21 protein-coding genes and 1 tRNA gene are annotated in these 25,712 nt (G+C 37.3%); 5 read left to right on the top strand and 17 right to left on the bottom strand.

Going from position 1 to position 25,712, the window contains the following annotated elements; translation table 11 throughout:
- Positions 1-122: 122 nt before the first annotated feature.
- The 4 genes from J3U71_RS01815 to J3U71_RS01800 are packed head-to-tail and all read right to left on the bottom strand — an operon-like array spanning position 123 to position 5,289.
- Positions 123-1,586, bottom strand: coding sequence for a glycoside hydrolase family 1 protein (locus J3U71_RS01815; protein ID WP_267392607.1), 1,464 nt, complete (start codon positions 1,584-1,586; stop codon positions 123-125).
- Between the two features lies 1 nt (position 1,587).
- The gene (locus tag J3U71_RS01810) at positions 1,588-2,508 is read right to left on the bottom strand and encodes an ROK family protein (RefSeq protein ID WP_258562411.1); all 921 of its coding nucleotides are present in this window, start codon (positions 2,506-2,508) and stop codon (positions 1,588-1,590) included.
- Between the two features lie 12 nt (positions 2,509-2,520).
- Positions 2,521-4,092 (bottom strand): alpha-rhamnosidase, encoded by a 1,572-nt coding sequence (locus tag J3U71_RS01805; protein WP_220268944.1) that lies wholly within the window; start codon positions 4,090-4,092, stop codon positions 2,521-2,523.
- Positions 4,093-4,104: 12 nt separating this feature from the next.
- Complete coding sequence (locus tag J3U71_RS01800) at positions 4,105-5,289, bottom strand: MFS transporter (RefSeq protein WP_267392608.1); 1,185 nt, start codon at positions 5,287-5,289, stop codon at positions 4,105-4,107.
- A 135-nt stretch (positions 5,290-5,424) separates the two neighbouring features.
- Between J3U71_RS01800 and J3U71_RS01795 the strand changes: the two genes are divergently transcribed.
- Positions 5,425-6,552 (top strand): AraC family transcriptional regulator, encoded by a 1,128-nt coding sequence (locus J3U71_RS01795; RefSeq protein WP_220268942.1) that lies wholly within the window; start codon positions 5,425-5,427, stop codon positions 6,550-6,552.
- A gap of 177 nt (positions 6,553-6,729) precedes the next feature.
- On the opposite strand, the gene aroD is transcribed toward J3U71_RS01795, so the two are convergent.
- The 11 genes from aroD to J3U71_RS01740 form a co-directional block, all read right to left on the bottom strand.
- Positions 6,730-7,485: a type I 3-dehydroquinate dehydratase gene (aroD, locus tag J3U71_RS01790; RefSeq protein WP_267392609.1), complete on the bottom strand. Its 756-nt coding sequence runs from the start codon at positions 7,483-7,485 to the stop codon at positions 6,730-6,732.
- 14 nt (positions 7,486-7,499) lie between these two features.
- Entirely contained in the window at positions 7,500-8,414 is a 915-nt protein-coding gene (locus tag J3U71_RS01785) for a shikimate dehydrogenase (RefSeq protein WP_220235033.1), read from the bottom strand.
- A 43-nt stretch (positions 8,415-8,457) separates the two neighbouring features.
- On the bottom strand, positions 8,458-10,227 hold the full coding sequence (locus J3U71_RS01780) for an FAD-dependent oxidoreductase (protein WP_267392610.1): 1,770 nt from the start codon (positions 10,225-10,227) through the stop codon (positions 8,458-8,460).
- 24 nt (positions 10,228-10,251) lie between these two features.
- Positions 10,252-11,445: an MFS transporter gene (locus J3U71_RS01775; RefSeq protein WP_267392611.1), complete on the bottom strand. Its 1,194-nt coding sequence runs from the start codon at positions 11,443-11,445 to the stop codon at positions 10,252-10,254.
- Positions 11,446-11,751: 306 nt separating this feature from the next.
- Positions 11,752-12,201, bottom strand: a complete 450-nt coding sequence (locus tag J3U71_RS01770) for an acyl-CoA thioesterase (protein ID WP_220220515.1) — start codon at positions 12,199-12,201, stop codon at positions 11,752-11,754.
- The gene (locus J3U71_RS01765) at positions 12,202-13,719 is read right to left on the bottom strand and encodes a class I adenylate-forming enzyme family protein (RefSeq protein ID WP_267392612.1); all 1,518 of its coding nucleotides are present in this window, start codon (positions 13,717-13,719) and stop codon (positions 12,202-12,204) included.
- A gap of 9 nt (positions 13,720-13,728) precedes the next feature.
- On the bottom strand, positions 13,729-14,649 hold the full coding sequence (locus J3U71_RS01760; RefSeq protein WP_267392613.1) for an electron transfer flavoprotein subunit alpha/FixB family protein: 921 nt from the start codon (positions 14,647-14,649) through the stop codon (positions 13,729-13,731).
- A 4-nt stretch (positions 14,650-14,653) separates the two neighbouring features.
- Positions 14,654-15,391 (bottom strand): hypothetical protein, encoded by a 738-nt coding sequence (locus J3U71_RS01755; RefSeq protein ID WP_267392614.1) that lies wholly within the window; start codon positions 15,389-15,391, stop codon positions 14,654-14,656.
- 14 nt (positions 15,392-15,405) lie between these two features.
- Complete coding sequence (locus tag J3U71_RS01750) at positions 15,406-16,551, bottom strand: acyl-CoA dehydrogenase family protein (RefSeq protein WP_220232593.1); 1,146 nt, start codon at positions 16,549-16,551, stop codon at positions 15,406-15,408.
- A gap of 9 nt (positions 16,552-16,560) precedes the next feature.
- Complete coding sequence (locus J3U71_RS01745; RefSeq protein ID WP_267392615.1) at positions 16,561-17,805, bottom strand: CaiB/BaiF CoA transferase family protein; 1,245 nt, start codon at positions 17,803-17,805, stop codon at positions 16,561-16,563.
- 89 nt (positions 17,806-17,894) lie between these two features.
- Positions 17,895-19,145: an acyl-CoA dehydrogenase family protein gene (locus J3U71_RS01740; protein ID WP_220268933.1), complete on the bottom strand. Its 1,251-nt coding sequence runs from the start codon at positions 19,143-19,145 to the stop codon at positions 17,895-17,897.
- Between the two features lie 352 nt (positions 19,146-19,497).
- On the opposite strand from J3U71_RS01740, the gene J3U71_RS01735 reads away from it, so the two are divergent.
- From J3U71_RS01735 to citG, 3 genes are read left to right on the top strand one after another with little or no spacing between them, the layout of a single operon-like run.
- A complete protein-coding gene (locus tag J3U71_RS01735; protein ID WP_220268932.1) occupies positions 19,498-20,409 on the top strand; it encodes a LysR family transcriptional regulator in 912 nt (303 codons plus the stop codon).
- Positions 20,410-20,438: 29 nt separating this feature from the next.
- Positions 20,439-21,434: an NAD(P)H-dependent flavin oxidoreductase gene (locus J3U71_RS01730; protein WP_220268931.1), complete on the top strand. Its 996-nt coding sequence runs from the start codon at positions 20,439-20,441 to the stop codon at positions 21,432-21,434.
- A 5-nt stretch (positions 21,435-21,439) separates the two neighbouring features.
- Positions 21,440-22,261, top strand: coding sequence for a triphosphoribosyl-dephospho-CoA synthase CitG (gene citG / locus J3U71_RS01725; protein WP_267392616.1), 822 nt, complete (start codon positions 21,440-21,442; stop codon positions 22,259-22,261).
- Positions 22,262-22,334: 73 nt separating this feature from the next.
- Here citG and J3U71_RS01720 read toward each other — a convergent pair whose 3' ends face one another.
- Entirely contained in the window at positions 22,335-24,215 is a 1,881-nt protein-coding gene (locus tag J3U71_RS01720) for a flavocytochrome c (protein WP_103752911.1), read from the bottom strand.
- Positions 24,216-24,514: 299 nt separating this feature from the next.
- On the opposite strand from J3U71_RS01720, the gene J3U71_RS01715 reads away from it, so the two are divergent.
- Positions 24,515-25,441, top strand: coding sequence for a LysR family transcriptional regulator (locus J3U71_RS01715; protein ID WP_220268929.1), 927 nt, complete (start codon positions 24,515-24,517; stop codon positions 25,439-25,441).
- A gap of 105 nt (positions 25,442-25,546) precedes the next feature.
- On the opposite strand, the gene J3U71_RS01710 is transcribed toward J3U71_RS01715, so the two are convergent.
- Positions 25,547-25,619: transfer RNA gene (locus tag J3U71_RS01710), tRNA-Asn, on the bottom strand.
- Positions 25,620-25,712: the final 93 nt, after the last annotated feature.

Below are 25,712 nucleotides of genomic sequence, written 5' to 3'. Positions count from 1 at the left end.
ATCAAAAGCTGCAAAATTGAGTTAAATAATTTTGCAGCTTATTTGCTTAATTAAGATTTTTATTACTGCGCTTAAAAAGCAAGCACTATTCACAAACTAAAATGTCATCCCTAACAAAGATTTTAGTAGTTAATATCATTAAATGACAAATTAATCCCATTTGTTGCAATTACTCTTTTATACCAAAAGAAAGATTTCTTTTTTATTCTGTTACAAGTTCCACTACCATCATCTTGAAGATCAACATATATGAAACCATATCGTTTACTCATTTCTCCGGTTGAAGAACTAATTAGATCAATACAGCCCCATGGCGTATATCCAATTATTTTGGCGCCATCATAAATTGCTCCGCTAATCGCTTCAATATGTGCTTTTAGGTACGCTATTCTATAATCATCATTAACTTTTTTCTGCCGAGTTAGCTCGTCCTTGGCTCCAATTCCGTTTTCTACGATAAATAACGGTTTTTGATACCTGTCATATAGCTTATCAAGGATTATTCGCAGTCCTGTTGGGTCAATTTGCCAGCCCCATTGGGATGCAGTCAAAAACGGGTTCTTAACGCTGTGAGTTAAATTGCCCGGAACAATCTCTCTTTTATTAACTGTGTCAATAGTGTTTGATTGATAATAGCTTAAAGAAAGATAATCGACTGTTCCTTCAGCAATTTCTTTTAGTTCACTTTCCGTCCAGTCTATATCATTCTCGGTTAAGCCATGCTCTCTTAAATACCGGTAAGTGCATGCCGGGTATTGTCCTCTAACTTGTACATCGGAACAAAAGAAATTAAAGTCTTGCTCTCTGTGAAAACTTGCCAACTGATTCTGCGGGTTGCAATCATAAGGATAATTTGCTGTAGATAAAATCATACAGCCCATCTTAATATTAGAATTTAATTTGTGAGCGTATTTAACAACGCGTGCACTAGCAATAAATTGATTATGCCAAGCTTGAAAAATATTTTTGTAATCCTTTGACCCAGTTTTAGGTATTAGGCCTTGTGACAAAACTGGAAAATGGACTGCCGAGTTAATTTCATTAAAAGTAATGAAATATTGCACCTTAGCAGCATACCTTGCTAAAATAGTTTTCGCAAACTTTACAAAGTATCCAATCATTTTTTTGTTGGCCCAGCTGCCGTATTTATTAACTAAATACAGCGGAATTTCATAATGTGAAATTGTAATTACTGGCTCAATTTTATTTTTAATGCATTCATCAATTAAACAATCATAAAAATTCAATCCAGCTTCGTTTGGCTCTTGCTCATCACCTTTGGGAAAAATTCTGCTCCAAGAAATTGAAAATCGGTAACATTTAAAGCCCATCTCTGCAAACAGACCAATGTCCTCCTTATATCTATGATAATGATCAATCCCGAAGTGGTTAGGGTAGCAATATTTTTCGTCATCGATTTTCCAGTCAAAGTCATCACTTTGAAGAATCTGCAACCTCTTTTTGCCACCCGGCATAGCATCTACTGTAGAAGGCTTTCTGCCGCCTTCCAAATAAGCACCTTCAATTTGACATGCAGCAGTAGCACCTCCCCAAAGAAAATCATCTGGAAATTCTTTTAAAAGCATATTAGTTCCCCTCATGTTTTGTCTGTTTATTCAAAAAATTGTACAGTCCGCCATATAAGTTAGCATCACTTAAAAATGTCGTAGCAACGATTTCAGGTAACTCAATATTGCTTGCAATTTTGGGAGAATTAACTATGCCAGTCTGAAACTCTTCTTTGATTTGTTTAATTAAAACCGGTTGGCTGCTAATACCACCGCCGATAGCAACTTTTTGCAGGTCAATCACGCTATGGATATTTAATATTGCTGCAGCAATCGTTGCACAATAATGTTTAAAAATAGGTAGTATTCTCATGTCTGCGTCATTGATTGCATCAAAAACTTTGATTCCGTCAAGCTTGTCAGGTATGCCAAGTTTATAAGAGCATGCTTCAACTAAGCTTACGGATGAACACAATTTTCCCACAATATCTTTGTCTGCAATTGAGTTTCCTAAAGTCATAAAACTTATTTCACCAGCCTGATCATGAAAGCCCCGAAGCAACTTTCCGTTGGCAATAATGCCGCCACCCACTCCAGTACCTAAAATAATGACTGCACCGTTATCAACATTATGCATGCTCCCCCGCCATATCTCAGCAAGCGTAGCAGCACGACCATCATTTTCAATTTCTACGGGAATATTATATTTATCTTGTAAGACATGCTTAAAGTTGAACTTGTCTAAGTAATGCAAGGATCCACCATGATATACAATTCCTTTTTCTGAGTTTACTTTCCCGGGAACGCTTATGGCAATCCCCCGAATTTGTGATACAAAAGGTTCAACTATTTCATCAAGTTTTTTAATAAAATCAGTTACACCACTTTCGGGAGTGTATGTAACCTTTTTTTCTATTAAGTTTCCGGATTTATCGAAAAGTCCTGATTTAATATTTGTTCCACCTATATCTATACAAAGATATTTATACATATTACCCATACCGTTTTCTTTTTATTTTGCATATTTCTTTAATAAATAAATTGGCGTGCAACTCCAAGCATGACAATAACTATTAATCGCCAAACTATTATAAGGCGAAAAACTAAGATCATCTGGTTTATAAGCTTCCCAGAAAGTATCTGCTCCTAATTCAAGCATTCCGCCCCAGTATTTCTTAATCAATTTAATCGCTAATTCATAATTATTTGATTCAAACAACGCAGTCGCAATATGATGATACATATACGGTGTTGTAATATCCTTAAAAGGATAAAACCTTTCCATGCTCCGTTTCATTAAATCGTGATTTTTATCATCAGATAAAATATGCGTTAGCACCATCCAAACTTGACTGGCTACATTAATTTTCTTTTGCTTTCCACTGACAAAAAAGCCTGTTTCTTTATCGTAAAGAAGGTCAAGAACTGCTTTTTGAATATTCTTCAGTTTTTCAGCATACTCCGTCATGTTCTCATTAATAACTTTTCCTAAGGAGATAAATTGCTTCAGTGCATATAATAAAACCGCAGTCGCACAAGTAGTTTTATCAAAATTATTTCCTGAATCAATGTATATTGGCCAGTCTGACCTTATTTCGACTAAATTTTGGCCATTTAAGTATAGCAGAGCCTGCTCCATTTCCCGTTTTGCAGCTGGAAATAGATCTTTCAAAGTTGCTAAATCAAGGTACTGTTTGTAATAATCATACAAAGTTGAAATGAAGAATAGACCATAATCATATAAAAACGTGTCATCTGGAATTGGTTCATCAAAATTAGTGAATAAATTACTGGTGATTCTGCCACTACTAGTTGGAAGCGCCCCAAATAAATATAGACAGCGCTTAACCAGATCTTGGTCATTATACGAAGCATAATTGGCCAACGCTTGTAAACGCAAATCACCTAGCCACAGCCTTCTGTCCCTTTTGGGTCCGTCTTCAAAAACATCTTGCATACAGTCTCTAAGCGTTTTTGCACTTACTTCGACAATTTGATCTAATAATTTATCGCCAGTTTTTGGCAGGTTAACATCAGACAGCGTTACTGCACTTTTTGCTTCAAAAGTAGGGTGATCAAATACCACTTTCCACTTTGGTGAAGTATCAACTACCTCTAATTTAACATACCGACAAGCATATCTTCTTGTTAATTTTAAAACAGCCGGCAGCTTGTCCATATGGACATATTCTTCTTGGAGCCATGACTTGCTCAATGCCCCTTGATATGGTTCTTTAATTTTTACCAGTTCAATGGGCTGCTCCGCAAAAACTAAATGCAAGAATAACGGCGCATCCATCGGGGAGCCAATCGAAGAAATACCAATACTAAAATAGCCGACATGATGATCGCCAAAATCCAGGATAATTGAATCACCTTTACCTAAACTATAGTCGCTAAGGTTTGCCAGTTTCTTCTCCGAAGGCTGTAGTGAAATATTTTCTATTCCTTTACCTTGTCCAATTTCAACAATATCTTTGGCCTTGACAATTTTACTGTGCAGCGGTTTTTGAACCAACTGCGCTTTTTTTAGTAACTCGTCATTTCTTTCAAAATCGATATTTTTACCTGTTTGAAAATGCATAATGCTACCTCCTTAACCTTGTTGTGCAAGCCGCATTCTTCTAAAGGCTGTTACTGTAGTAATAATGGCTAAAACGAGCAGAATAACTCCGGCATTAATTATTGCCAACTTACCAGTTTTACCAATTAGACTTCCCGCGTACGGGGAAATAAAAGAGCCAAAGTTCGAGCCAACTAATGCTAACGAAGTATAAAATGGCGCATTTTGTGGCAACGCAACTTCACTAATGCGGTTAAAAATATAAGGAGTAACGTTTGATGCAGCGAATCCGGTTAAAATATTTAGCAAATAGATAATAGTCATGGTCTTAGAAAAACCAATCATTACAAAGCCAACCCCTACAAGAGCAAGACCCATGGGCAACAGGTAGCCCTTTAAATGTTTATATAAATAGCCGAAACACATTCCACCCAGCAATCCAGCTAAGTTGTGAATACTCCATGCGGTAGCAGACTGAGAAGCTGTACCAATTTTATTTTGCACTAAAAAAGTCGGCAGTTTAACGGCAAGAATCATAAAGCTGACCATCGCCATAAACATTAAAAACATGAGTGCAATCAATAGCGGCTTAGACTTTTGAATCTTTACTGATTTCTGACCATCCTCTTTGGTTTCAGTTTGTTCTTCAATATACCCCTCTTTTTCTGGACTTGGAACAAAGATTACAAATAAAATCACAGCTGGAACAAACAGCAGATAGACTAAATATGAAGCATGCCAACTAATTTTTAATAATTGACCTGCTAAATAGGTCATTAATGAAGTACCAACACCAGCAATAGCTGAGCGCCAGCCCATTAATCTGGCACGCTCGTCTCCTTGAAAGAAAGTACCAATTAAGCTAATCGCAAGTGGATTTGCTAAACCAATACCAATACCCAGAACACCACGCGAAATCAATACAATAATATATGAATTTGAAAACGCTGGAATAATGGAACTAACGGCAGCTATTGTAATCCCCAATAGTGCTGTTTGCTTTTGACCAATTTTTTTAACAATTACTCCACTTACCAAGACAAACACGGTCACAAACATTGAGACGATTGTTGTTAGCATTTCTACATTAGTTAGAGAAACATTACTGAAAGTTTTGGCCATCCCTGGAATAGTTGCAGTTATTACGCTTGCAGCTTGTTCAACAATATTTAAAAATAATAATGCGATAATCAGCATTATCTTTTTAGTTTTACTCATTTTTTCACCTTTCAAAAAACAAATAATCTTCGTGCACTAAGATTATGAGTTAACTATAATTAAAATGATAAACAAATACTTGCTCAATATTATTATTTTTTATAAAATATCACTATAAAAGAAAGCGCTTTACAAATGAATAACTTATATTATTTACTAGAACATTTCAGTACTGCTATTAAACTGCCAGTACTTTTGTTTGATAAAAACAAGAATATCGTTCATAAATTTCAAAATAGCTTAATTCCCGACTTTCCCAAGTCATATCTCAAACACATTAATGAAAATGGCCAAAAAAACGCAATTTATTTGTATGCAACTCAAGAAAAAGATAGTTTTAGCGTGATTTATCTTTCTGATGCTAAAAATCATATAGTTGTCTTATGGTACAGCTCACATAACTTAAACAATTTGCAGTCTTATATTTCTAACTTTACCGAAATAACAATTGAACAATTAATAGAGTACAGCACTGTCCTTTATTTCAGCATTTTTCAAAAAAAGCCCATCATCATTCAGCCTATGAATATTTTGGAACATGCATATCAAACTTCAAAACAAAATAATAAAGTAGTGCAAAGCAACATTCAAACTGATCATGGCAACTATTTTAAAGAACAACTAATGATGAATTCTTTAAAACTAGGAAATGTCGAACTGTTTGAAAGTCAATTAAAGTCTTTTATTGACAGCGGCTCGCCTGGCAAAATGGTTAGCGGCAATGACTTACGTGAGAAAAAAGATTTGCTAATTGTTTCAATTACACTTTTTACTAGAGCGGCAATTCAGGGCGGCATGCGACCAGAAGCAGCCTATAATTTGAGTGATCTTTGCATTCAAAAAGTAGAAGGCTTAACTAATATTGGCAATCACTATGAAATTATGCTGGACATTGGAAAACTTTTCATAAAGCACATTAGGATAAATCGTGGCTATCCACATTTCAGATTGATTTATAGCATTCAGGATTACATATATCATCACCTAAACTCACGCATCGATTTAAGCGAGCTTGCAAAGCAGTTAAATTATTCCAAAAACTATCTTTGCGCAACTTTTAAAAAAGAAACTGGGAAAACTATTGTCCAGTATACTAACGAATTGAAAATTTATGAGGCTCAAAGTCAGATTATATTTTCAAAAAAGAATTTAGCTGAAATTGCGACTTCATTAGGTTATTCCAGCCAAAGTTATTTTTGTAAAACTTTTAAGCAGTATACGAAACTATCGCCAAAACAATACCGCAGTAACTTTCAAGTCTGAGACTTTACCCGATCGATAATTTACACTATTAAAAAACTCCATAATATTTAGATGATTTAATCTAAATACTATGGAGTAATTTTATTGTACTTGTTTTCGAGTACTGAGCTGTTTACAAACTCTTTAGTTTAGAAATTGCCAGCTTATTTGATGCAGACGTCAGATAAATTTGGCTTTTTATAGCGCCAAGTATTTTTCGGCATTGCGCAAATCCTCAATTGACAGCTGTCCTGGTGCCGACGTTTTGCCAACGGCACCAAAAGAAAGACTTGAGCCAAAAACTTGTCCGGCAATCCTAGTTATTTTGCCAATGTCACCCATTGCCATTGTAATTAACGGATTAGTAATTGCCGCATGTGTTTCAGTTGTCGCCTGCAAAAGAGTTAAGACGTCACTGGCACTACGAGGCATACAAGCAAGCTTGGGCACATCGGCACCAAGCTCTGCCATTTTTTTCAGCCGAAATTCAATAACATCTTTAGCGGGAACTTTTTCAAAATCATGATTGCTCATAATTACGACAAGATTGTAATTATGTGCAAGATTAACCAGATTTTGAACCCGTTTTTCATCATGGAATAATTCAATATCCACGGCATCTCCAAGGCGATTAGTAATTACTGTTTCTAGCAGCTTGAGGTAATCATCTTCAGTTAAATCACAGACGCCACCCTCATTTTTAGTACGAAAAGTAACTAAAATTGGCAACTCGCCAACCGCTTTACGTAGCTTCTTAGCCGTAGTAATTAATTGTTCATGATCATTAATCCCAACAGAATAATAGTCAATGCGCCATTCCATTAAGTCAGGCTGAGCTGCTAAGATTTTTGTCGCTGAATTAATAATTTCGTCCTCATTTGAGCCAACGTTAGGAACCGCAATCTTGGGCAAACCTTCACCTAAAACAATATTTCTAATTTTTACTGTTGCCATTGGTTTAACCTCAATTATTTATTGTCGTCAGAAAACATAATCTCACGAATATAATCGGTTGGCATATCTTTTCCGGTCCATAGCTTAAATGATGCGGCTCCCTGATCAATCATCATGCCGATTCCATCATAAACATGTTCAACGCCAGCTTCTTGTGCAACCTTCATTAGCTTAGTAGTTCTTGGCGAATAAACAGTATCAAAGACAACCATATCCTTGTGGAACCATGATGGATCTGAAACCAAAGTTTTATCTTCTAATGGCTTCATACCAATACTGGTAGCATCACAGTAAATATCACTTTCAGCAATTGAATTTTTAAATGCTTCTTGGTCTGAAAGCTCAGTTAACGAAACTTTACAATCTGTTTTTTCTTGAATAGTTTTTACATTCTTTTCAGCTTGTGCCCACTTATCATCCTTAATATTAAATATTCTAATTTCTTTGGCACCATCAAGTGCAGATTGAACAGCAATTGGTGTAGCAGCGCCACCGGCCCCAGTCATGGTCATAACCTTACCCTTAATTGAAATGCCTTCGTCCTTAAGGGCCTGCACAAAGCCAATCCCATCAGTCGTGTAACCCGTTAAAACGCCATTGTCATTAACAATTGTATTTACCGCATCACACATTTCCGAAGCAGGAGATAATTTATCAAGATACTTAATAACTTCTTTTTTATTAGGCATTGAAACATTTGAGCCCCGCATATCTAATGTCCTAATTGCATCTACAGCTTTTTCCAACTTATCATTACCTATCTCAAAACAAAGGTAAGTGTAGTTTAAACCTAATTTAGCAAAAGCATTGTTATGCATTGTTGGCGACATCGAATGCCGAATCGGATATGCCATTAAACCAATTAGATAAGTATGTCCATCTAACCAACCAGTAATCGGACCATTAATTCCCGTAATTTTATTAGCCATTTTAAAACTCTTCTTTCTTAAAAATAAATCCTTATTTAATATTCTATTTAGCTGAGGCACCAGATACAGTATCTGCTTTTTCTGCCGGTGTCGATAAAATTCGCTGGCAATTCGCATTATCTGCTGCTTCTGTGCCAGCAACAAATCCAGATGCATAACTCCATGAATTCATCATACTTGGCATTGAATCATGACCATTAGCTCCCCCAACTATTTCACCGGAAGCATAAAAATTAGCAACAGGATTGAATTCCTGATCAAGCAGCTGCATTTGCTTATTAGTTTCATAGCCACCTAAGGTCGTACAAAAACGGAGCTTTTGCTCAATCACGTAATAAGTAGATCCTTCATATTCGTGCATAAATTTAGCTGGACGGTTAAATTCATGATCCTTGCCGGCTTTAACTTCATCAGCATAATCTGTTAATGTTTTCTGCAAATTAGTGTAGTTAATACCGGCTTTTTGCGCGACTGTTTGTAGATCACCTTTGACTAAAATTGGACTCTTTTTGCCGTCAAGATCAAAAAAGCCCTGAACTTCATCTGCCGTAAAACCATATTTCAGCAATAATTCGTAAAACCTGTCCCAAGTTCGCTGATCCATAACAACAAAGGCAATTTTATCTTTTTGAGCAGCGATTGCATCCCTAAAATGAGTATAAGGTGCCGATTCATTTACAATTCGCTTACCACCGGTATTAACAAAAATAGCCCCCATATCAGTAGCTTCTTTAGTTGAATATGTCGTCAATTTTGCAATCCCCGGTTCTACTTCTAGACCGTGTGGGTAAACCTTATACCAGTCAAGATTGCGTGCTACTAAATTCATATTTTGAGCAAAGTCAAAATAATCACCAGTTGAAGTCATTGGCCCATAGTATGGAATTTTAGTTTTATGCTCGCGATAATCACGTGCACCCCAGCCACCAGCTGCCATTACAAGTGATTTAAAATTAACTTTTACCGTTTCGTGCTTGCCTTCAGCAACCAGTGAAACTAGCTTACCTTGATCATCTTTATTTAGTTGTTCAACCCTAGTTTCAAGTAGAATTTTTCCGCCTTTTTTCGTAAAAGCTTCTGCGACTTTTGAAACTAATTCATAGGAACTTTCTGATGGCATCTCAATTTGGCGATCGACTGAATGCTCAATTGTTTGCGTTTCAGCTTTTTGATAGGTAAGATTGGCAAACTCTGTGATGAAGTCCACCGCTTTACCAATATTATTAGCTAAAAGCTGCGATAGTTCTGTGTAATTGGTTCCACGACTTTCACGAGTAATATCTTTTACAAGTAATGCTGGAGAATCTTTTTGTGCTTCTTCACCAAATAAATTAGCAGAAACTTTTGATCCGGTGCCAACGACATTTGACCCATTAAGAATGGTTGCACCGCCAATATAACCGTTCTTTTCAAGCACAAGAACATTTTTTCCGAGCGCCAGGGCGCGCGCAGCAGCCATTAAACCTGCCATTCCTGAACCAATAACTGCAACATCGACATCTAAAATTACATCGCGGTGCTCTGGTTTTGGTAATTTAGACTGAATGGCAATACCATTTTCTTTAAGCGCCTTACTACCAGAGTCTAGCATTGCCTGGGTCATGATTGATGCACCAGAAACGGCATCAACAGCAAAACTTTGATTTTTAATGACGTTTTCTTTGAGTTTGCCAACTACTTGTTTAAAAATACCAGGCGTTTCCGAACTTTTGGTTACTTTGATATCTTCAATCCGATCATTGGCCACAGCAATATCAAAATCAATTTGGCCATTACGTCCCATTGCTTGGGCTTTAATTATTTTTTCTGACATAAATAAATTCACCTTTTTTATTAATTAGCCTTTAATAGCAAATTTCTTACTGCGAACAATTAAAATTGCTGCTAATACTACAGAAATTATTGTGATAATTGCAGTAATCCAGAAAACCATCAAAGTACTTGCAGCGTTTGCTTTTAATACAAATGCTGCAACTAATGGTGCAACAAAGTAAACTACGGCTGGTGCAAAACTATAGTATGAGGTAATCTTACCGTGGCTTTGTGGGAAATATGATGTCAGAACTGATAAGCCAACTTGCCACACACCACCAGCAGTAAAGAAACCAACTGCTAGCGCACCGACTTCGCCTGCCACTAATGACGGACTAATGATCATAAACAGTAATCCAAGAGCAGTAATGATTGAGTAAACCAAAATCAGATTTAGCCGTTTAACTTTTGTAACTAAAGCTGAGGTAACAAAAACTGAGATTAAGGAGGCAATTGAATACCAAGAAACTAATTGATTAGCACTTGCGGCAGGCTGATTTAATACGTATTGACCATAATATGGTGCATATAAAGAAAAAATGTAAAACGTAAAACAAAGCGTAAAGCCTAATGCAATAATCATTAAACCGTCAACCGCCAATTTGGGCTGTTGAGCATCTGCTAAATGAGTCTCAGTTTCACCTGTATCATCCTTTTTTTCGACAGTCTGTGGTGCATAAGCCGTCTTAAGCGTAATAACAACATCAAGTAAAATTATTAATACTAAAATACAAGCTGTTATCCGCGGATTATTAATTAGCTTGACACAAAATGGAAACAGCATTTGCATTACTTGCATTGCCGCTTTAACAAAAGAATTCATTGTTGCTGTTTTTGTAGGAAATGCATCTGCTAAAGCCGGATAACCAGCCGTATCACCAAATGAGTTGGTAGCACCAAAAAACATTGCCGCAATGCCAGCAACCCAAATGTTGCTAGCAAAAGCTGCTCCGAGCAAGAAAACCGCATCACTCAGTAATGCAATTAGTAAAGTTTTCTTGCGCCCAATTTTATCTGAAATTGCTCCAGCAAACAGAATCGTAATAATTCTGCCCAATCCAACCATAGCAATGACCAATGATACTTGAGTTTCGCTGGCATGCCACGAACTAGCTAAAATTTGCCGATATTGGCTAATAAATAGCGTTGCAGCACCAACAACTGCAAAGTGTAAGTAAACAGAGGCTGCTACTCCCGCGTAACTTTTTTCTTGTTTCATAACTTCACCTTTCAAAATTAATCGTTAATAAGCACAAATAATATAACCTATTTTATGTTTTATGAATAATTGTTTATAACATGCTTGCTATTATTAATAACTATAATAGAAAACGTTACCACAGTGGGATTCTAGGCAAAATTTGTACTGCTATCTTTTTGTGAAAATTGTTTTAAACAAGTAAATATCGTAGTTTTTGCACTTATGAATACGCTTTAATACACCTTTTTATAGTTTATCTTAATACTTTAGTTAAAAAAACAAATAGCGAGGAGAAGTACCTCTGCCTTTACTCTCGCTATTTTATTATTTAATACCAAATCTTTTTTTAATCATTGCAAGATATTTTTGCTCTTCTTGATCCTGTGGATGATATTGCTCAATTGAGCCAGCAATCGGATTCAGTTTCTCATCCACTGCAACATAAGTAAATACGGCTTCTCCAATTAGCTCCGTACTTGAATCATCGATTGCCAGCCGATTAATCTCAGCATAGATAGTCATCGTTTTGGAAGTTGTTTTAAGCAAACTAACACAAAAACTAATATGATCACCCACATAACTTTTTTTGTGGAAAATAAACTTATCAATTCGACCGGTAAGTGTTCTCGTATGACAGTATGAGTTAGCAAACATCCCCATTGCCGAATCGGCATTATCTAGTAGTGTGCCGCCATGTGTAATATTCATGTGATTTAGCATTTTGGGCGTAATAAAATAATCCGCCATTTGTCGTTTAAAAAAATTATCTTCCATTTACTTTTTGCCTTCCAGCAGTTTTCGTAATAAATATTTTTTCACTTTGCCGTTGGCTGTTTTAGGTAAAGAATCGACTATCCAAATTTTTTCTGGCCATAGTTTTTTATCAACTTGCTGTTCTTGCAATTCAGCAAGCAGCTTAGTTTTATTTAATGTTGGTTGACTATGATTTAAAGCAATGATTGCGCCAATTCTTTGTCCTAGCCGGTCATCGGGTACGCCTAAAACGGCTACTTCCTTAATATTTTGACAGCTTTTGATTTTTTCTTCAACTAACGCTGCAGAAATATTTTCACCGCCACGAATTATCTTATCGCTATTGCGACCATCAATTTCAAAAAGACCGTCACTATTATAATGACCTAAATCACCTGTTATCAGCCAGCCATGATCAAAAGCTTCATGCGTTTTCTCAGGATTATTAAGATAGCCCTGAAACACTACTGGCCCGCAAACTTCAATTATTCCTTGAACATCTTTTTGTTCGACAACGTGCTGTTTCTTAACGATTCGAACCTTGACGCCAGTTATTGGTGTTACCGCTGTCGTCATAGCCTGATGTTCCGCAAAATAATTGCTTGGCGTGTAACTAAACGGAACTGCTTCTGTTAATCCATAACAATTATAAAGTGGAATATTGCGCTTTTTTGCTTGGACTAACAGACTAGTTTTGATCTTGTCACCGCCACAAATTAACATTCTTAGCTGTCCGATATTTGCAACGTGGAAAAGCAAATCATACATAATAGTTGGCAAGCTATCAATACAAGTAATCGGCAGCCGCAATAACAATTTAGCCACTTCATCAACTTGATAATGTTTCATTAAAACCATTGTGCTTCCGGCCATCATTGTTGAAATTAATCCGTGGTGAAAGCCAATTGCATGGTAAAGTCCCGAAACTAATAAAATCATGTCATGCTTATTAATACCGAAAGCGGCATTATAGCCTATTTCTGCAGTCAAAACATTTTGATTAGATAAGACCACGCCTTTTGACAGACCACTGGTTCCAGATGTATTAATTACAATCACTGGTGCGCTAGCCCCTGTTTTATTAGTAAAAGGACTAATACTATGCTTTATTCTGGTAAAAATTTTTAGATCACCATTTACTTCAACTTGATAATGCTTTAAGTGTTTAAAGTTGCTAATGGTATCCCGTCCACGAACCGAAGCTTGGGAAATAATTGCACAAGGTTGAAATCTTTCCACTAAGTTTTCAACTTCGGTAATGTCCAAATGCGGATTCAGTGGATTTATCACCGCGCCAAGTTCAATGCACGCAAGAATAGTAGCAACATTTTCAACATCAAGTTCAAACTGCAGTGCAACCAAATCGCCCTGACCAATTCGACATGCTTTCAGTAACTTGATTTTAGCCGCAACTAACTTGGCCATCTCACCGTAGCTATATTGCTGATCATTTTCAATTACAAATACTTTTTGTCGACTCTGGCGTAAACGCCAGTTCCATAGCTCCTTAACGGTTGCTATCTTAGCGTTAACATTCATTTTTTCGCCTTACAAAAGATCATTCAGTTGGCTAATGACTTTGTTTGCATCCCCAACAATGCCATAATTAGCCAATTTAAAAATCGGTGCTTCTGGATCAGTATTGACTGCAATTATTTGCTTTGATTTATTCATTCCACTAGTATGCTGGACAGCACCGGAAATGCCAAAAGCATAGTAAACATCTGGCTTGACCGTCAAATTAGAAATGCCAATCATGCGTTCCGGACTAAGCCAACCCAAATCAGTTACTGCTTTAGTGGCGCCAACACTGGCATTCAATTTTTGAGCTAACTTCATCAACGGCTTAAACTGCTGCTGTGAACCTAATCCCTTACCACCAGCTAACACTACTTTAGCAAAAGCCAGTCCATTGCCCGCAGTTTTTGCTTGGCGATACTGCTGCTTTGTTTGCTCATTTAACGACCAACTGATCACATCAACTTTAGCCGGTTCATTCGCTGCAACGCCATTACACGAAAACGTAATCACCGCTTGTTTAGCTAGGGGAATAACTCGCTTGGCACTAGTAGCACCAACATCTTGCGTAACCGTCAAGTTCGGTGTTTCAGTAATTTTTTTGGCATCTGCAACAAAAGTTATATCAAGTAAGGCAGCAATTCTGCTTCCTAGACTACTACCCAAACTATCATTATCAAAGACCAGTAAATAATCTGTTTTGCTTCTGAATATCTGTTTTAGTTTTGTTAAAACAGCATCAAAGTTAGCAATTGTATAAGCATCATTTTGATAAATTGTTGTTTTAACTCCGGATTGAGCATACTTTTCTGTAATTTCTGTAGCATGATTTGAAAAGACAAGTACTTCTTTTTCACCAGCAAAATTATTCTTTAAACCTGCTAAAGTATTGCTGCTGTTGCCATCCATACTATTTCGATCTTCTACTTGAATATAATAGATTGATGTCATTTTTCTACCTCAATATTCCGTCTTGGCGCAACGCAGCAACTAACTTCTGTGTAGCTTGGGGGTCTTCAGTTAAATCAAAAATTTCTTTTTGCGGTCGTTTATCCTTAGCTATAATCGAACTAGTTTTTTGCTTAGGCAATTTGTTAAAGGAAACGGCTGTAATACTTGTGTTAATGGCCTGATTTAAAGCAGAAAAGCCTGCTAAATGACTAACACTAACTGAACTTAAAACGGTTATAACAGCTGGTAATTTGCACTTGCCAGTAATTGCGCCTTGCTCCAATTTCATTTCAAAATTAAGTCCTGCATCAATTGCTGAAAGATGATCATAGTAATTTGACTCTAATTGAGTCGCAATCATTGCACTTAATTCAGTCCAGCCTGTACATCCTGTCAATATTAAATCGTAATTCTTATCTTGCTCTTTTAGGTAGTGGACAAATTCCTGCGCAATATAGTTTTGCTGCAAAGGATCATTAACATCACCCGCGGTAATCTTAATTGCTTTATTAGCACCTAAAGCCAGTGCTTCATGTAGAACCCTTTCAGCTACCTGGTCTTGTTCAAAAGTATAGGCATCAATTGTGCCGCCTCCTTGTTCAATCAGCTGCAGAGCATACTCTAGTGCACTTTTGTCTTCCTCACTCAAAAATAAGTTATTAGAATGATAAGTCACTTGTTTATGATGCGAAGTATACGTTTTTGAATTTACCGCTGCTTTTGCAATCACTGCAATTTTCATTTGAATTCCCCCACTTAGCCTAAATAATTCTTACTGACCTCACGGGCAATAGTCATTCGTTGGATTTCATTAGTTCCTTCCAAAATTTGGAATCCTTTAACATCACGCATCAGTTTTTCAACTGGATACGCACGAGTATAGCCATATCCACCTAAAATCTGGACTGCATCCGAGGTTACTTTCTGTGCCGTGTCCGTAACAAAAAGTTTAGTCATTGCACCTTCTTGGCGAACTGAAAGGTTATTGTCCATCATTTTCATCGTATTGTTGACAAGCAGCCGAGACGTTTCTACTGCCGTTGCCATATCTGCTAACATATTCTGGACGGATTCAAACTGCGCTATTGGCTGATTAAATTGCTGCCGTTCATTAGCATATTTTGCTGCTTCAGACAGTGCTCGCTGCATAATACCGACAGTTAAGGTCGAAACATAGGCACGAGACAAATTTAAGCTGTTTAACGCAATATTAATTCCCCGTCCTTCTTTACCTAGCAAGTTTTTAGCTGGAACATGAACATTTTTAAATCCTAAGGGAACAGTATTTGATAATCGCAACCCCATTTTATCTTCGTGTTTTCCGACCCATATTCCAGGGCTATGGCGATCAATCATAAAAGCAGATAGCCCGTGATTGCCATTATCAGAAGTCCTAAAGATACCAATAAAGATATCTGCGATACCACCATTTGTGGCAAATGCCTTATTACCGTTGAGAATATATTCATCACCATGACGAACTGCAGTTGCTTTTACCGAACCCGCGTCAGAGCCCGCATCGGCTTCTGACATTGTGAATGCGGCGAATTTACCATCTTCAATTACTCGGGCAAATTCACGCGTTTGTTCTTCAGTTCCAGCTAACATTACACACCGCAGTGCAACAAAGGAGGTAATTAAAGTTAACGCATAACCTGCATCATATTCCGCAATTTTTTCAAAAACTAAGGCAGAATCTTCATATGAAAGCCCTGCGCCACCATATTCTTTGGGGATTTCAAGCATATGAAGTCCCATTTTGATTGCCGGTTTAAATAGGCTTACTGGACAATCGCCTTCCTGATCATATTTTTTAATAATTTCAGGGCTAAGATAACGATCACCAAATTCCTGTGCCAAGTGAATGTATTCTCTTTGTGCTTGTGTATATTGTAATGTCATCTATTTCACCTATTTAAGCGGTTCATCTAAATGCCGCACACCACTAGCTGCACCTGATGCAATCATTGCCGCAATCTTTGCATCACTATAGCCAAGTTCATCTTTTAAAACTTCGCGCGTATCAGATCCTTGTGCACGAGAAGGCGTTAAGGTTGGCTTACCTTGTGAAGCAAATCGAACTGGATTAGTTGGGATATAACGTTTAGCACCAGATGGAAATTTCATTAATCGGATCTCATCATTATCAAGCGCCTCAGGATCCTGGTAGATTTCTGTTGGAATTTGACACGCCTCAAGTGGCAAGTCTTCTTTGCCAAATAAATCAATCCAATATGCTAATGGCTTTTGCTTGAATGCATCTTCCAAAATAGCTATCACTTCGCTACTAGTACCATTTGCATTCAATGTATCCATCTTGTTATAGCGCTTATCGCCACAAACATCGTCACGGCCAATATCGTGCATCACTTTATCAAAATCACGATCATATTCTGGAACACATAGAACAAACCACCGGTCATCTGCAGTTTTATAAGTATCATTGAATGGATTAGTGACTTCTCGCCGGCTTTTAGGATAAACATTACCGTATTGCGCAGATACCATTGCAATGTTTTGCATAAAAATTGCTGCATGGTTCAAATTAACCACGACTTTGTCACCTTTTCCGGTTCTTTGTGCTTGAAGTAAAGCAGCACAGATTCCTGCTGCCAAGGTCATTGACACCTGAAAATCACCGTAGCCATTTACAGGATTGTAAGGATTACCGCCCTTATCAACCGTTGTGCCTTGAACACCGCCACGTGCTTGATAAGCAGTTGCATCGTAACCCGCTGCATCTTTCTTAGGCCCAAATTCACCGTAACCACGGTCTTGGGCAAAAACCAGTTTAGGAAACTCTTGATGCAGTTCTTCCCAGGTAATTCCCATGTGTGCTAAACTTTTGGTTCGCACTGAAGTAAGAAAAACGTCAGCCGTTTTGAGTAAGTCTTTGAATGCTTGCATTCCTTCAGGCGTCTTCATATTTAAAGTGACAAAGCGCTTATTCATGTTGGAAACATCAAAGCCTAAATTTTCATCATCTTCATATTTCATGCCAAAAACGGCACCTTGGGTTCGCCCAGCATCTCCTTTGGGAGCTTCTATTTTAATTACATCAGCACCCCATTCGCCAAGCACCCTGCCAACAGTTGGTGCAGCCAAAAATTGCGTCAAATCAATAACTCTGATTCCCTTTAATATTTCATCGGCCATTTTTTATCTCCGCATTAGTTATAATTAAAGAGGATTGAAGCTAATAGTTTAATTTATTAGTTTCAGCCCTCCCAAGTTAGAATATCTCTTTATAAACTAGTAATTGGTGTCTGACCACCATCGTTGATCAGTAATCTCCCTGCTGTTAAGCGCTGAACCGAACGTGGTCCTTCCTCAAGCCACATTGCACGGCAATCGCGGTATAACCGTTCAGCTGGGCCATAAGGATTGTCTTGGAAGTAGCCAATTCCACCAAAAATCTCTAACATATAATCAGAAACCAGCTTAACAGTATTAATACTTTCAAGTTTAGCTAATGACGCCTTCTTAGTAATATCCTTTCCTTCATCGTAGTCTTTAGCTAAATCCCATAACATCAGCCTAAGTGCATGAACTTTAGCGCCCATGTCGGCAATTTCAAAAATGATTGATTGCCGTTTGCATAATGGCTTACCGAAAGTTACCCGGTCTTTAGAGTATGCGATCGACATCTCCAACATTCTTTGAGCCATTCCCAAGTTAGAATCAGCAATATGTGCACGCGATAATGATAGCGAAGAGATTGCAACTTTCATTCCTTCGCCACGTTTACCCAACATAAATTTGTCTGGCACACGCATATCTGTAAACTTTAAGTCGGCATGACCAGCACCGCGGCACCCCATCATCAGTGGCATTTCATTAGCTTCAAATCCGGGTGTATTTGTTGGGACAAAGAATGCAGATAAGCGCTCATCACCTTCTTTATCAGGATCGGTAACAACGATTAGATAAGTAAAGTCAGCTACATCTGCATGAGAAATCAGCGTCTTTTCTCCGTTAATTACCCAGTCATCGCCGTCTTTAACAGCCAAGGTATGCAAATCAGCACCCGTACCGCCGCTTTTTTCAGTCAAGGCAAAATTGGCATAAATTGATTTATCTTGAAATTTATTCATGTACTTATCTTTTAATTCTTGACTACCAAAATTATCAAGAATTCGCCAATTCATGTCGGAGGCATGGTGCAAGTGCATTCTGATACCACCTTGAGTACGAGAAAATTCTTCTTGTACTTGTAGAATCTGTTTTTCACTCAAACCCCAACCTCCGTATTGTTTTGGCAATGCAAAGCGATACAAGTCATGCTTAATTGCTATTGGGAAAAAGTCTTGTGGAAATTTACGATTCTCTTCAATATAGTTAGTCATACGATCAAATTCATTTTGGGCCAAATGTCTAATTTCTTTAACGTAATTAGCAAAGTCTTCGTCAGTCATTGACTCACCCGGCTTAGCCTTGTGCATAATTGGTGTTTCTTCATATGGTGGTAATACATGCAATTGTTTTTGTTCAGTCATAATACAATCTCCTTTTTACTTTCTGAAGTTTTTTGAAAGCACTCTTAATTGACAATTGTATTATGTTGGCAAAAAATGACTTTGTAAAATTGATAACAAAGTTACTTTTATTAGTTTTATAAATACTTTTTACCATTATTTTGGCTGAAGTTTTGCTAAAATGACAAAGTTTATTGCGGACTTCTTAAATTGCCTGGTAAATTTATCAGCTAAATTACAACAGGCTCAACTATTAAGCTAAAATATTAATTTTTCCAATGATTATATTAAAAAATGTGAAAGCGTTTTTATTAAATTAGGTATAGCATCTATTATTAGGTAGTGAATATCATATATTTTTTGAGGTACTATCATGAATCTAAATCAACTTTACTATTTTCGTGAATTGGCAGAAGAAAAACAATACACTACAGCAGCTGAAAATTTATATATTAGTCAGCCCACTCTTTCAGTATCAATCAAACAACTAGAAAAAGAATTGCATTGCAAACTATTTAAGCATAATGGCCGCTACGTTCAATTAACCAACTATGGACGTATTTTTTACGATACGGTCACTAAATCTCTGGCTACTCTTGACCATGGTAAAAAGAAAATTGAACAAAAAATTAGTCAAGACAAAGGTAACATTCATATTGCCGGCATCCCTACCGCGATTGGTATCTTGCTTCCTAACTTGACCAAACAATATCAACAAGAAAGCAGTATTGCACCTCACTTTATTTATCACGACAACCCTTCTTATCAAATTTGTGAAGGTATTAAAAACGGCTGGTATGATATTGGAATCTGCTCATATGTGCCCGAATTTAGTGACTTTACTTATGTTCCACTTTATACTGAGGAAATTATTGCCATTGTTTCTCAAGAAAACGAACTAGCCAAAATTACGGAAATGACTCCAGAAGAGCTCCAGGGTGAATCGATTATTACGTATTCAAAAAAAATCCAAATTGGCAAGGATATTACTAATGCCTTATTAGCTACCGCATCAGATTTACACATTACTAATCGTTTACATGATGAATTGGCTATTGCTGGTCAGGTTCTTACAAATGACATCGTCGGTGTAGTGGCCAAAACGATTTACCTTAGTGGTTTTAATATTCACATGATTAAGCTCGATTTACCTAAAAATACACGCCAAGTATACTTGGTCTATGATTCCAACCAGAACTTTTCACCAGAAATCATTGATTTTCTCGATTTTATTAAAAGCCGTAAAAAAGAAATTCAAGAAATGGTTGATAATATTCTGGTCTAATTGATTGAAGGGGGGTTCAACATCTTCAGATGAATAAATTATGTCAATTATTAGGGGTTAATTTACCAATTATCCAAAAGCCTATTCACACGCTAACCAACGGTAAACTGATTGCTGCCATTTCAGAAGCAGGCTCATTAGGAATTCTGGGAATTAATGCAGGTTATCACGCACCTGATGCGCTAACAGGAGCCTCGGCAAGTAGTAGCGACCAAGTTGGCAAAGCTGGCAACAATTATATCCTTGACGCAATGCAGGAAAGAAATTTGATGAATGAACAAATAGACTATGTCTTAGCTCATACCTTTCGCCCATTTGCCATTGAAATTCCTAGTAGTGCCAGCATACCTGAGCAAGATCATACAGCAATGGAACTTGTAGAATTAATGCGCAAAAGAAGACTTACCATTGCTCTTTTTGAGGGATTTGGTCAAATTGCTTCAAAAGAATGGGTTCAATTACTTCACCATAATGGGATTAAAGTTATGCAAGCTGTCTCCCAGACTGATAGGGTAAAACAAGCGCAAAAAAATGGAATTGATATTCTTATCTACCCGCAAAAAGAAGGACTGCCAGAATTTGTACATGAAGCGCAAGCCACTCCCGTCTTAGCTGGCTTTGATACCGCTAATCCTAAGGCCTTAACTCACGCTTTAGCTTGTGGTGCACAAGGCGTCTTTCTCAAAACTGTTTTTGCCGCTAGTGAAGAAGCGCCCACAGCTACGTCTATTAAAAATGCGTTGATCAAAGCCAAAAATTCGGATTTGGTTTCCTTTAAATCAAACAACCGGACTATTTTTTCATTACCGGGAAGATTGCCTAATCACTTAGCTAAAATGACTGCTGCCGGGATAGATGCTACCCAAATTACTGCTGCATCTCACGGTTACCAGGGTTTAATCAACGGGATGCTGAAAGGCGACCTTAATCTGGGGTATACTGATATTGCCGAAGATATTGATTTTATTACTGTAAACCAATCGGTTAAAGAAATTGTTAATCAGATAAATAATAGTCAAAAGTGATCTTTATGAATAATTCAATTACCCAAAATGCCACTCGAGCTCTTTTATATGAAGTTGTCACCCTTCCTAAGCCTGGTCTTGTCGACCCGCTAAATCCAGGACCGCATCAGGATATGAATATCTATACTTTCATTGATAGCAGCTTGAGCTTAACTAACTATTTTACTGCTGCATTTAATATTGGCCATGATTTTAAAGCAGCAGATTTAACAGAAATGTTTTTTAAGTTGCGGCAAAAAGGAATAGCTGCTGAAAAAGACATGTTTCAGGCTACTAATGGTATTAATACGCATAAAGGCGCAATTTTTGCTTTAGGAATTTTTGTCTGTGCTGAAAGTTATTGCAAAAAAAATCAAACTGAGATTTTTACTACGATTAAAAAAATGTGTACCGGCTTAGTTGAACACGACTTAAAACTAAATAATCAGTTAAAAACTGCAGGAGAAAAAGAATTTCAGCAATATGGTGCGGGAGGTGCACGTGAGCAAGCTGAATTGGGATATCCAATTGTCCGCGATGTAGCTCTACCGTTCTTAAAAAAGCGGACGGGAAATCTTCAAACTAGGTTGCTAGATACCCTAATGAAAATTGCTATGGTAACTGTTGATAGCAATTTAATCAAGAGAGCTGGCAACTACGAAATTATTAATTGGCTTCAGAATAAGGCCACTAGTTACTTAAAGCTAGGCGGCTACAATTCTGCCGCTGGGAAAAAATACCTACAAGAACTCAACCAAGAATGCCTGGAAAAAAATTACAGCTTGGGTGGTTGTGCAGACTTGTTAATTGTGACTATTTTTATGGCACTTGAACGGGATTACTTATAATTTAAAATAAAAAAATAATAGTTAGCCTAATTGGTTAACTATTATTTATTTTTGTCAGAAAAGTTTATTGCAATTAATGCTGCGAAGCGCCTGTAGCCACATCAGTGTCTTTTATTTCATCACATGCCGTATCAGCTGCAATTCGACCAAACGTAAAGATATCTGCTAACGAATTACCGCCTAGACGATTACCAGCATGTAATCCACCTGCAACTTCACCCGCAGCATACAAACCATCAACTACTTGCCCGTCTTTATTAATAACTTGTGCTTTCGGATTGATCTTTAAACCACCCATTGTGTGATGAATAGCGGGTTTACGCGGTGTAGCATAAAATGGCGCTACTTCACATTTAAGGTTGAACGCACTCTTGCCGAATTCGGGATCCTCGCCTGAATCTACGTAAGAATTATACTTTTTAATAGTATTAACTAAAGTATCTGGATCCATTCCGGCTTTTTGTGCTAATTCTTCAAGCGTATCGGCTTTCAATAAAGTTCCGGCTTTTACTTGTGCCTCTAAAGATTCTTCGGTTGTGTTATAAGCCGTTTTCTTAATCTTTTCATCAGCAATTAAGTAGAAAAGCGTTCCATTGGCAATTGCTGCTTTAGCCAAGGTGTCACGCTCCGCAAATTCATTTACAAAGCGCTCACCCTTTTGGTTAACCATAATAAAGTTTTCTGGCGGTGTTTGGATACCGGTAAATAGTTCGCCCGTTTTTGGATCGGAAACTGGCATTAATTGAATAAAGCCCATGCCCACTAAATCAGCGTTAGCTTCTTGCCCCAAAGCAATGCCATCACCAGTAATAGCAGGAGAATTAGTTGTGGCAATATCGTCATCAATATGCTCCCAATAAGTATTGTATTTTTGTACCATCTTGGTATTAGCACCAAAGCCACCAGAAGTTAAAATTACTTTTTGAGCATGAATTGTTACTTTGCTGCCATCATTACTTTTAGCAATTACACCAGTGACGCGATTGTTTTCAGTAATTAAATGAGTTGCCCGCGTTTCGGTCAAGATTGTAGCACCGTGCTCTTCAATCCATTTACCCAATACACTAATAAAAGCATAGCCCATTGGCTCAACTGGCTTATGGCCTCTACGCCATAAAGCGCCTACGGGCATGGTTACCTCACTGCGATCAAATTTAACTCCCAAATCAGTCAGCCAATTGACAGAATCAAGTACATTGTTAACTAATTCAGTTACTAAAGCGTAATTACCGTGAATTTCATTTCCGTTTAAATCAGTCCGCTTACCACCCAAATAAGTTTGAATTTCGTGAAGCAATACTGAATCAAATAAGTAATCTTTTCCCGACTCAACGTAATCATTAATTTGTTTTTGCAGCTTCTTGAAGTCTTCTTGGTATTCTGGGTCAATTTCATCAATTGGCATTGCTGCTAATTTTTCTAGGCTTTCTTTTTCACCAGCTAAAGCCTTAAACTGATTTTGCCATTCTGGTTCCGCTGCATTAAGTGGACCACCAGCACGAGTTGTATTGCCACCAATCTGAGGATACTTTTCAAGCACAACAACCTTTTTTCCGTTTTGAATTGTTCTAGCAGCTGCAGCAAGCCCTGCACCACCTGCACCAATTACAACGATATCCGTATCCAGTACCTGATCTTGTCCACCAATAACGGCTGGCTTAGCACGGTCTTTCCATTCTTGCGCATCACCACCGGCTTCATTAATTGCCTGAGCAACACCATCAACAACACCATGACTGGAAATTGTTGCGCCACTCACCGCATCAACATTCAAAGTTTGATTGGCAATAATTTCTTTGGGCAAACGCTTAAAAACTTCATCGGCGACACCCTTAGTTTCACCGCTAGAATCGATACTAATATCTTTAATGCTATCTTCCGAAAGTGTGACTTTCATTGGCATAAAGCTTGAACCATGACCTTTCGCTTTTACATCATATGTACCTGGTTTCATCATGCTTTGCTTCCTCCTTATTGACTACTTAGTAATTAAATTTTACTAAGTTTCATACGCAAGGTGAAATAGTTTTATAGCAAGCAAGCCATAACAAAAATGTTATTGGGAAAAAGAAGTCGACTGGTACTTTTATCCCTTTGATCGTTTATACCCCCAACTGTTAGTTTCAAACTTAAATTAATTACGAACTTGCTTTGATAATTGGTCTCTTATTTTTATTGAGTAAAGTAATATTAAGTTGCCCAAGTTGTTGAGCCACGAGTAAGATATAATTGAGATATTATTGGAGGAAATAGATGAAAGATCCAGAAATATTACAGCATTATATCGATGTCTTGTTAAAAGAAAGCAACTTTACCCGAGCTGCACACGAGTTATACATTTCTCAGCCATATCTAACACAATTAATTAAGAGGCTAGAGCGCAAATTAGGGGCTAAAATAATTAATCGTGAAACAATACCGTTTACATTAACTGAAGCTGGCATTATTTATTACCAATATCTCGAAACGGCTATTTCTAATAATCAGACTTTAATTGAGCAATTAACCCCATTTTCCATGCCTAATAAGGAAGTAATTCGAATTGGTGTATTAGAAAGCTTAGGAACTTTTCTTTTGCCAGCACTTCTACCAGATTTTTTAGCCAAAAATCCCAACATCAAAATTCAATTATCTGAAACTTATCCTCGTAAAAATGAAACCAAACTTTTAAATGAAGAAATTGATTGTTATCTAGGACAAACACCAGAATCACTCAATCATGGAATAGACTTTTACGTCAATGGTGGCGAAAATTATTACGTCATCATATCGCCAAAGTCGCCTTATTTTAAAAAGGGGCGCTTTATCTTAGAACCTAACGAATATGATATTAAAGATATTCTCCAGGAGCCATTCGTTGTTAGTTCTGCCAATTCAGCAATTAGACGGCAAGTAAATGGGGCCTTTCAAAAATTTCACGTTAAACCAAACATTGTCTTAGAAAGCAGCAGCATTTTAACAACCACTAACTTAGCAATCAAGGGTGTAGGATTAACAATTTCTGCAGCCAGCATTATTAAGCGAATGGCCCAAACCCCCATTAATCTACTTCCGCTTGACAATAACTTAATTCAAATTAAATATTTTATTGCCGTTAAGCATAGATCCCATCAAACTGAGGGCCTGCAAAGATTAATTACGGCATTTACCAATCTTAAAATTCAACCAAGCATCAAGTAGACGACAGTAGACGATAAAAATTACTAGAAATCACTTGAATACAAATAGTTTAATTATAAAAACCGCACAAAAAAGAGGACTATCATTAGTCCTCTTTCTTACTTGCTCCGGCTGTCAGACTCGAACTGACGACATCTTGATTAACAGTCAAGCGCTCTACCAACTGAGCTAAGCCGGAATATTTAAAAAGCACGGCAGCTTCCTACCCTCGCAGGCAGTCTCCCACCAACTACTCTCGGCGTGAAGAAGCTTAACTGCTGTGTTCGGCATG

The organism is Lactobacillus sp. B4015 (assembly GCF_026536055.1).
Taxonomy (GTDB): domain Bacteria; phylum Bacillota; class Bacilli; order Lactobacillales; family Lactobacillaceae; genus Lactobacillus; species Lactobacillus panisapium.
Note: the sequence above shows the minus strand (reverse complement) of the source record. Positions and strands in the feature narration are given on the sequence as shown.

Excerpts from the sequence above, each read along its gene's own strand:
- J3U71_RS01815 (WP_267392607.1), bottom strand. The coding sequence starts at position 1,586 with ATGCTTTTAAAAGAATTTCCAGATGATTTTCTTTGGGGAGGTGCTACT.
- J3U71_RS01810 (WP_258562411.1), bottom strand. The coding sequence starts at position 2,508 with ATGGGTAATATGTATAAATATCTTTGTATAGATATAGGTGGAACAAAT.
- J3U71_RS01805 (WP_220268944.1), bottom strand. The coding sequence starts at position 4,092 with ATGCATTTTCAAACAGGTAAAAATATCGATTTTGAAAGAAATGACGAG.
- J3U71_RS01800 (WP_267392608.1), bottom strand. The coding sequence starts at position 5,289 with ATGAGTAAAACTAAAAAGATAATGCTGATTATCGCATTATTATTTTTA.
- J3U71_RS01795 (WP_220268942.1), top strand. The coding sequence starts at position 5,425 with ATGAATAACTTATATTATTTACTAGAACATTTCAGTACTGCTATTAAA.
- aroD (WP_267392609.1), bottom strand. The coding sequence starts at position 7,485 with ATGGCAACAGTAAAAATTAGAAATATTGTTTTAGGTGAAGGTTTGCCC.
- J3U71_RS01785 (WP_220235033.1), bottom strand. The coding sequence starts at position 8,414 with ATGGCTAATAAAATTACGGGAATTAATGGTCCGATTACTGGTTGGTTA.
- J3U71_RS01780 (WP_267392610.1), bottom strand. The coding sequence starts at position 10,227 with ATGTCAGAAAAAATAATTAAAGCCCAAGCAATGGGACGTAATGGCCAA.
- J3U71_RS01775 (WP_267392611.1), bottom strand. The coding sequence starts at position 11,445 with ATGAAACAAGAAAAAAGTTACGCGGGAGTAGCAGCCTCTGTTTACTTA.
- J3U71_RS01770 (WP_220220515.1), bottom strand. The coding sequence starts at position 12,201 with ATGGAAGATAATTTTTTTAAACGACAAATGGCGGATTATTTTATTACG.
- J3U71_RS01765 (WP_267392612.1), bottom strand. The coding sequence starts at position 13,719 with ATGAATGTTAACGCTAAGATAGCAACCGTTAAGGAGCTATGGAACTGG.
- J3U71_RS01760 (WP_267392613.1), bottom strand. The coding sequence starts at position 14,649 with ATGACATCAATCTATTATATTCAAGTAGAAGATCGAAATAGTATGGAT.
- J3U71_RS01755 (WP_267392614.1), bottom strand. The coding sequence starts at position 15,391 with ATGAAAATTGCAGTGATTGCAAAAGCAGCGGTAAATTCAAAAACGTAT.
- J3U71_RS01750 (WP_220232593.1), bottom strand. The coding sequence starts at position 16,551 with ATGACATTACAATATACACAAGCACAAAGAGAATACATTCACTTGGCA.
- J3U71_RS01745 (WP_267392615.1), bottom strand. The coding sequence starts at position 17,805 with ATGGCCGATGAAATATTAAAGGGAATCAGAGTTATTGATTTGACGCAA.
- J3U71_RS01740 (WP_220268933.1), bottom strand. The coding sequence starts at position 19,145 with ATGACTGAACAAAAACAATTGCATGTATTACCACCATATGAAGAAACA.
- J3U71_RS01735 (WP_220268932.1), top strand. The coding sequence starts at position 19,498 with ATGAATCTAAATCAACTTTACTATTTTCGTGAATTGGCAGAAGAAAAA.
- J3U71_RS01730 (WP_220268931.1), top strand. The coding sequence starts at position 20,439 with ATGAATAAATTATGTCAATTATTAGGGGTTAATTTACCAATTATCCAA.
- citG (WP_267392616.1), top strand. The coding sequence starts at position 21,440 with ATGAATAATTCAATTACCCAAAATGCCACTCGAGCTCTTTTATATGAA.
- J3U71_RS01720 (WP_103752911.1), bottom strand. The coding sequence starts at position 24,215 with ATGAAACCAGGTACATATGATGTAAAAGCGAAAGGTCATGGTTCAAGC.
- J3U71_RS01715 (WP_220268929.1), top strand. The coding sequence starts at position 24,515 with ATGAAAGATCCAGAAATATTACAGCATTATATCGATGTCTTGTTAAAA.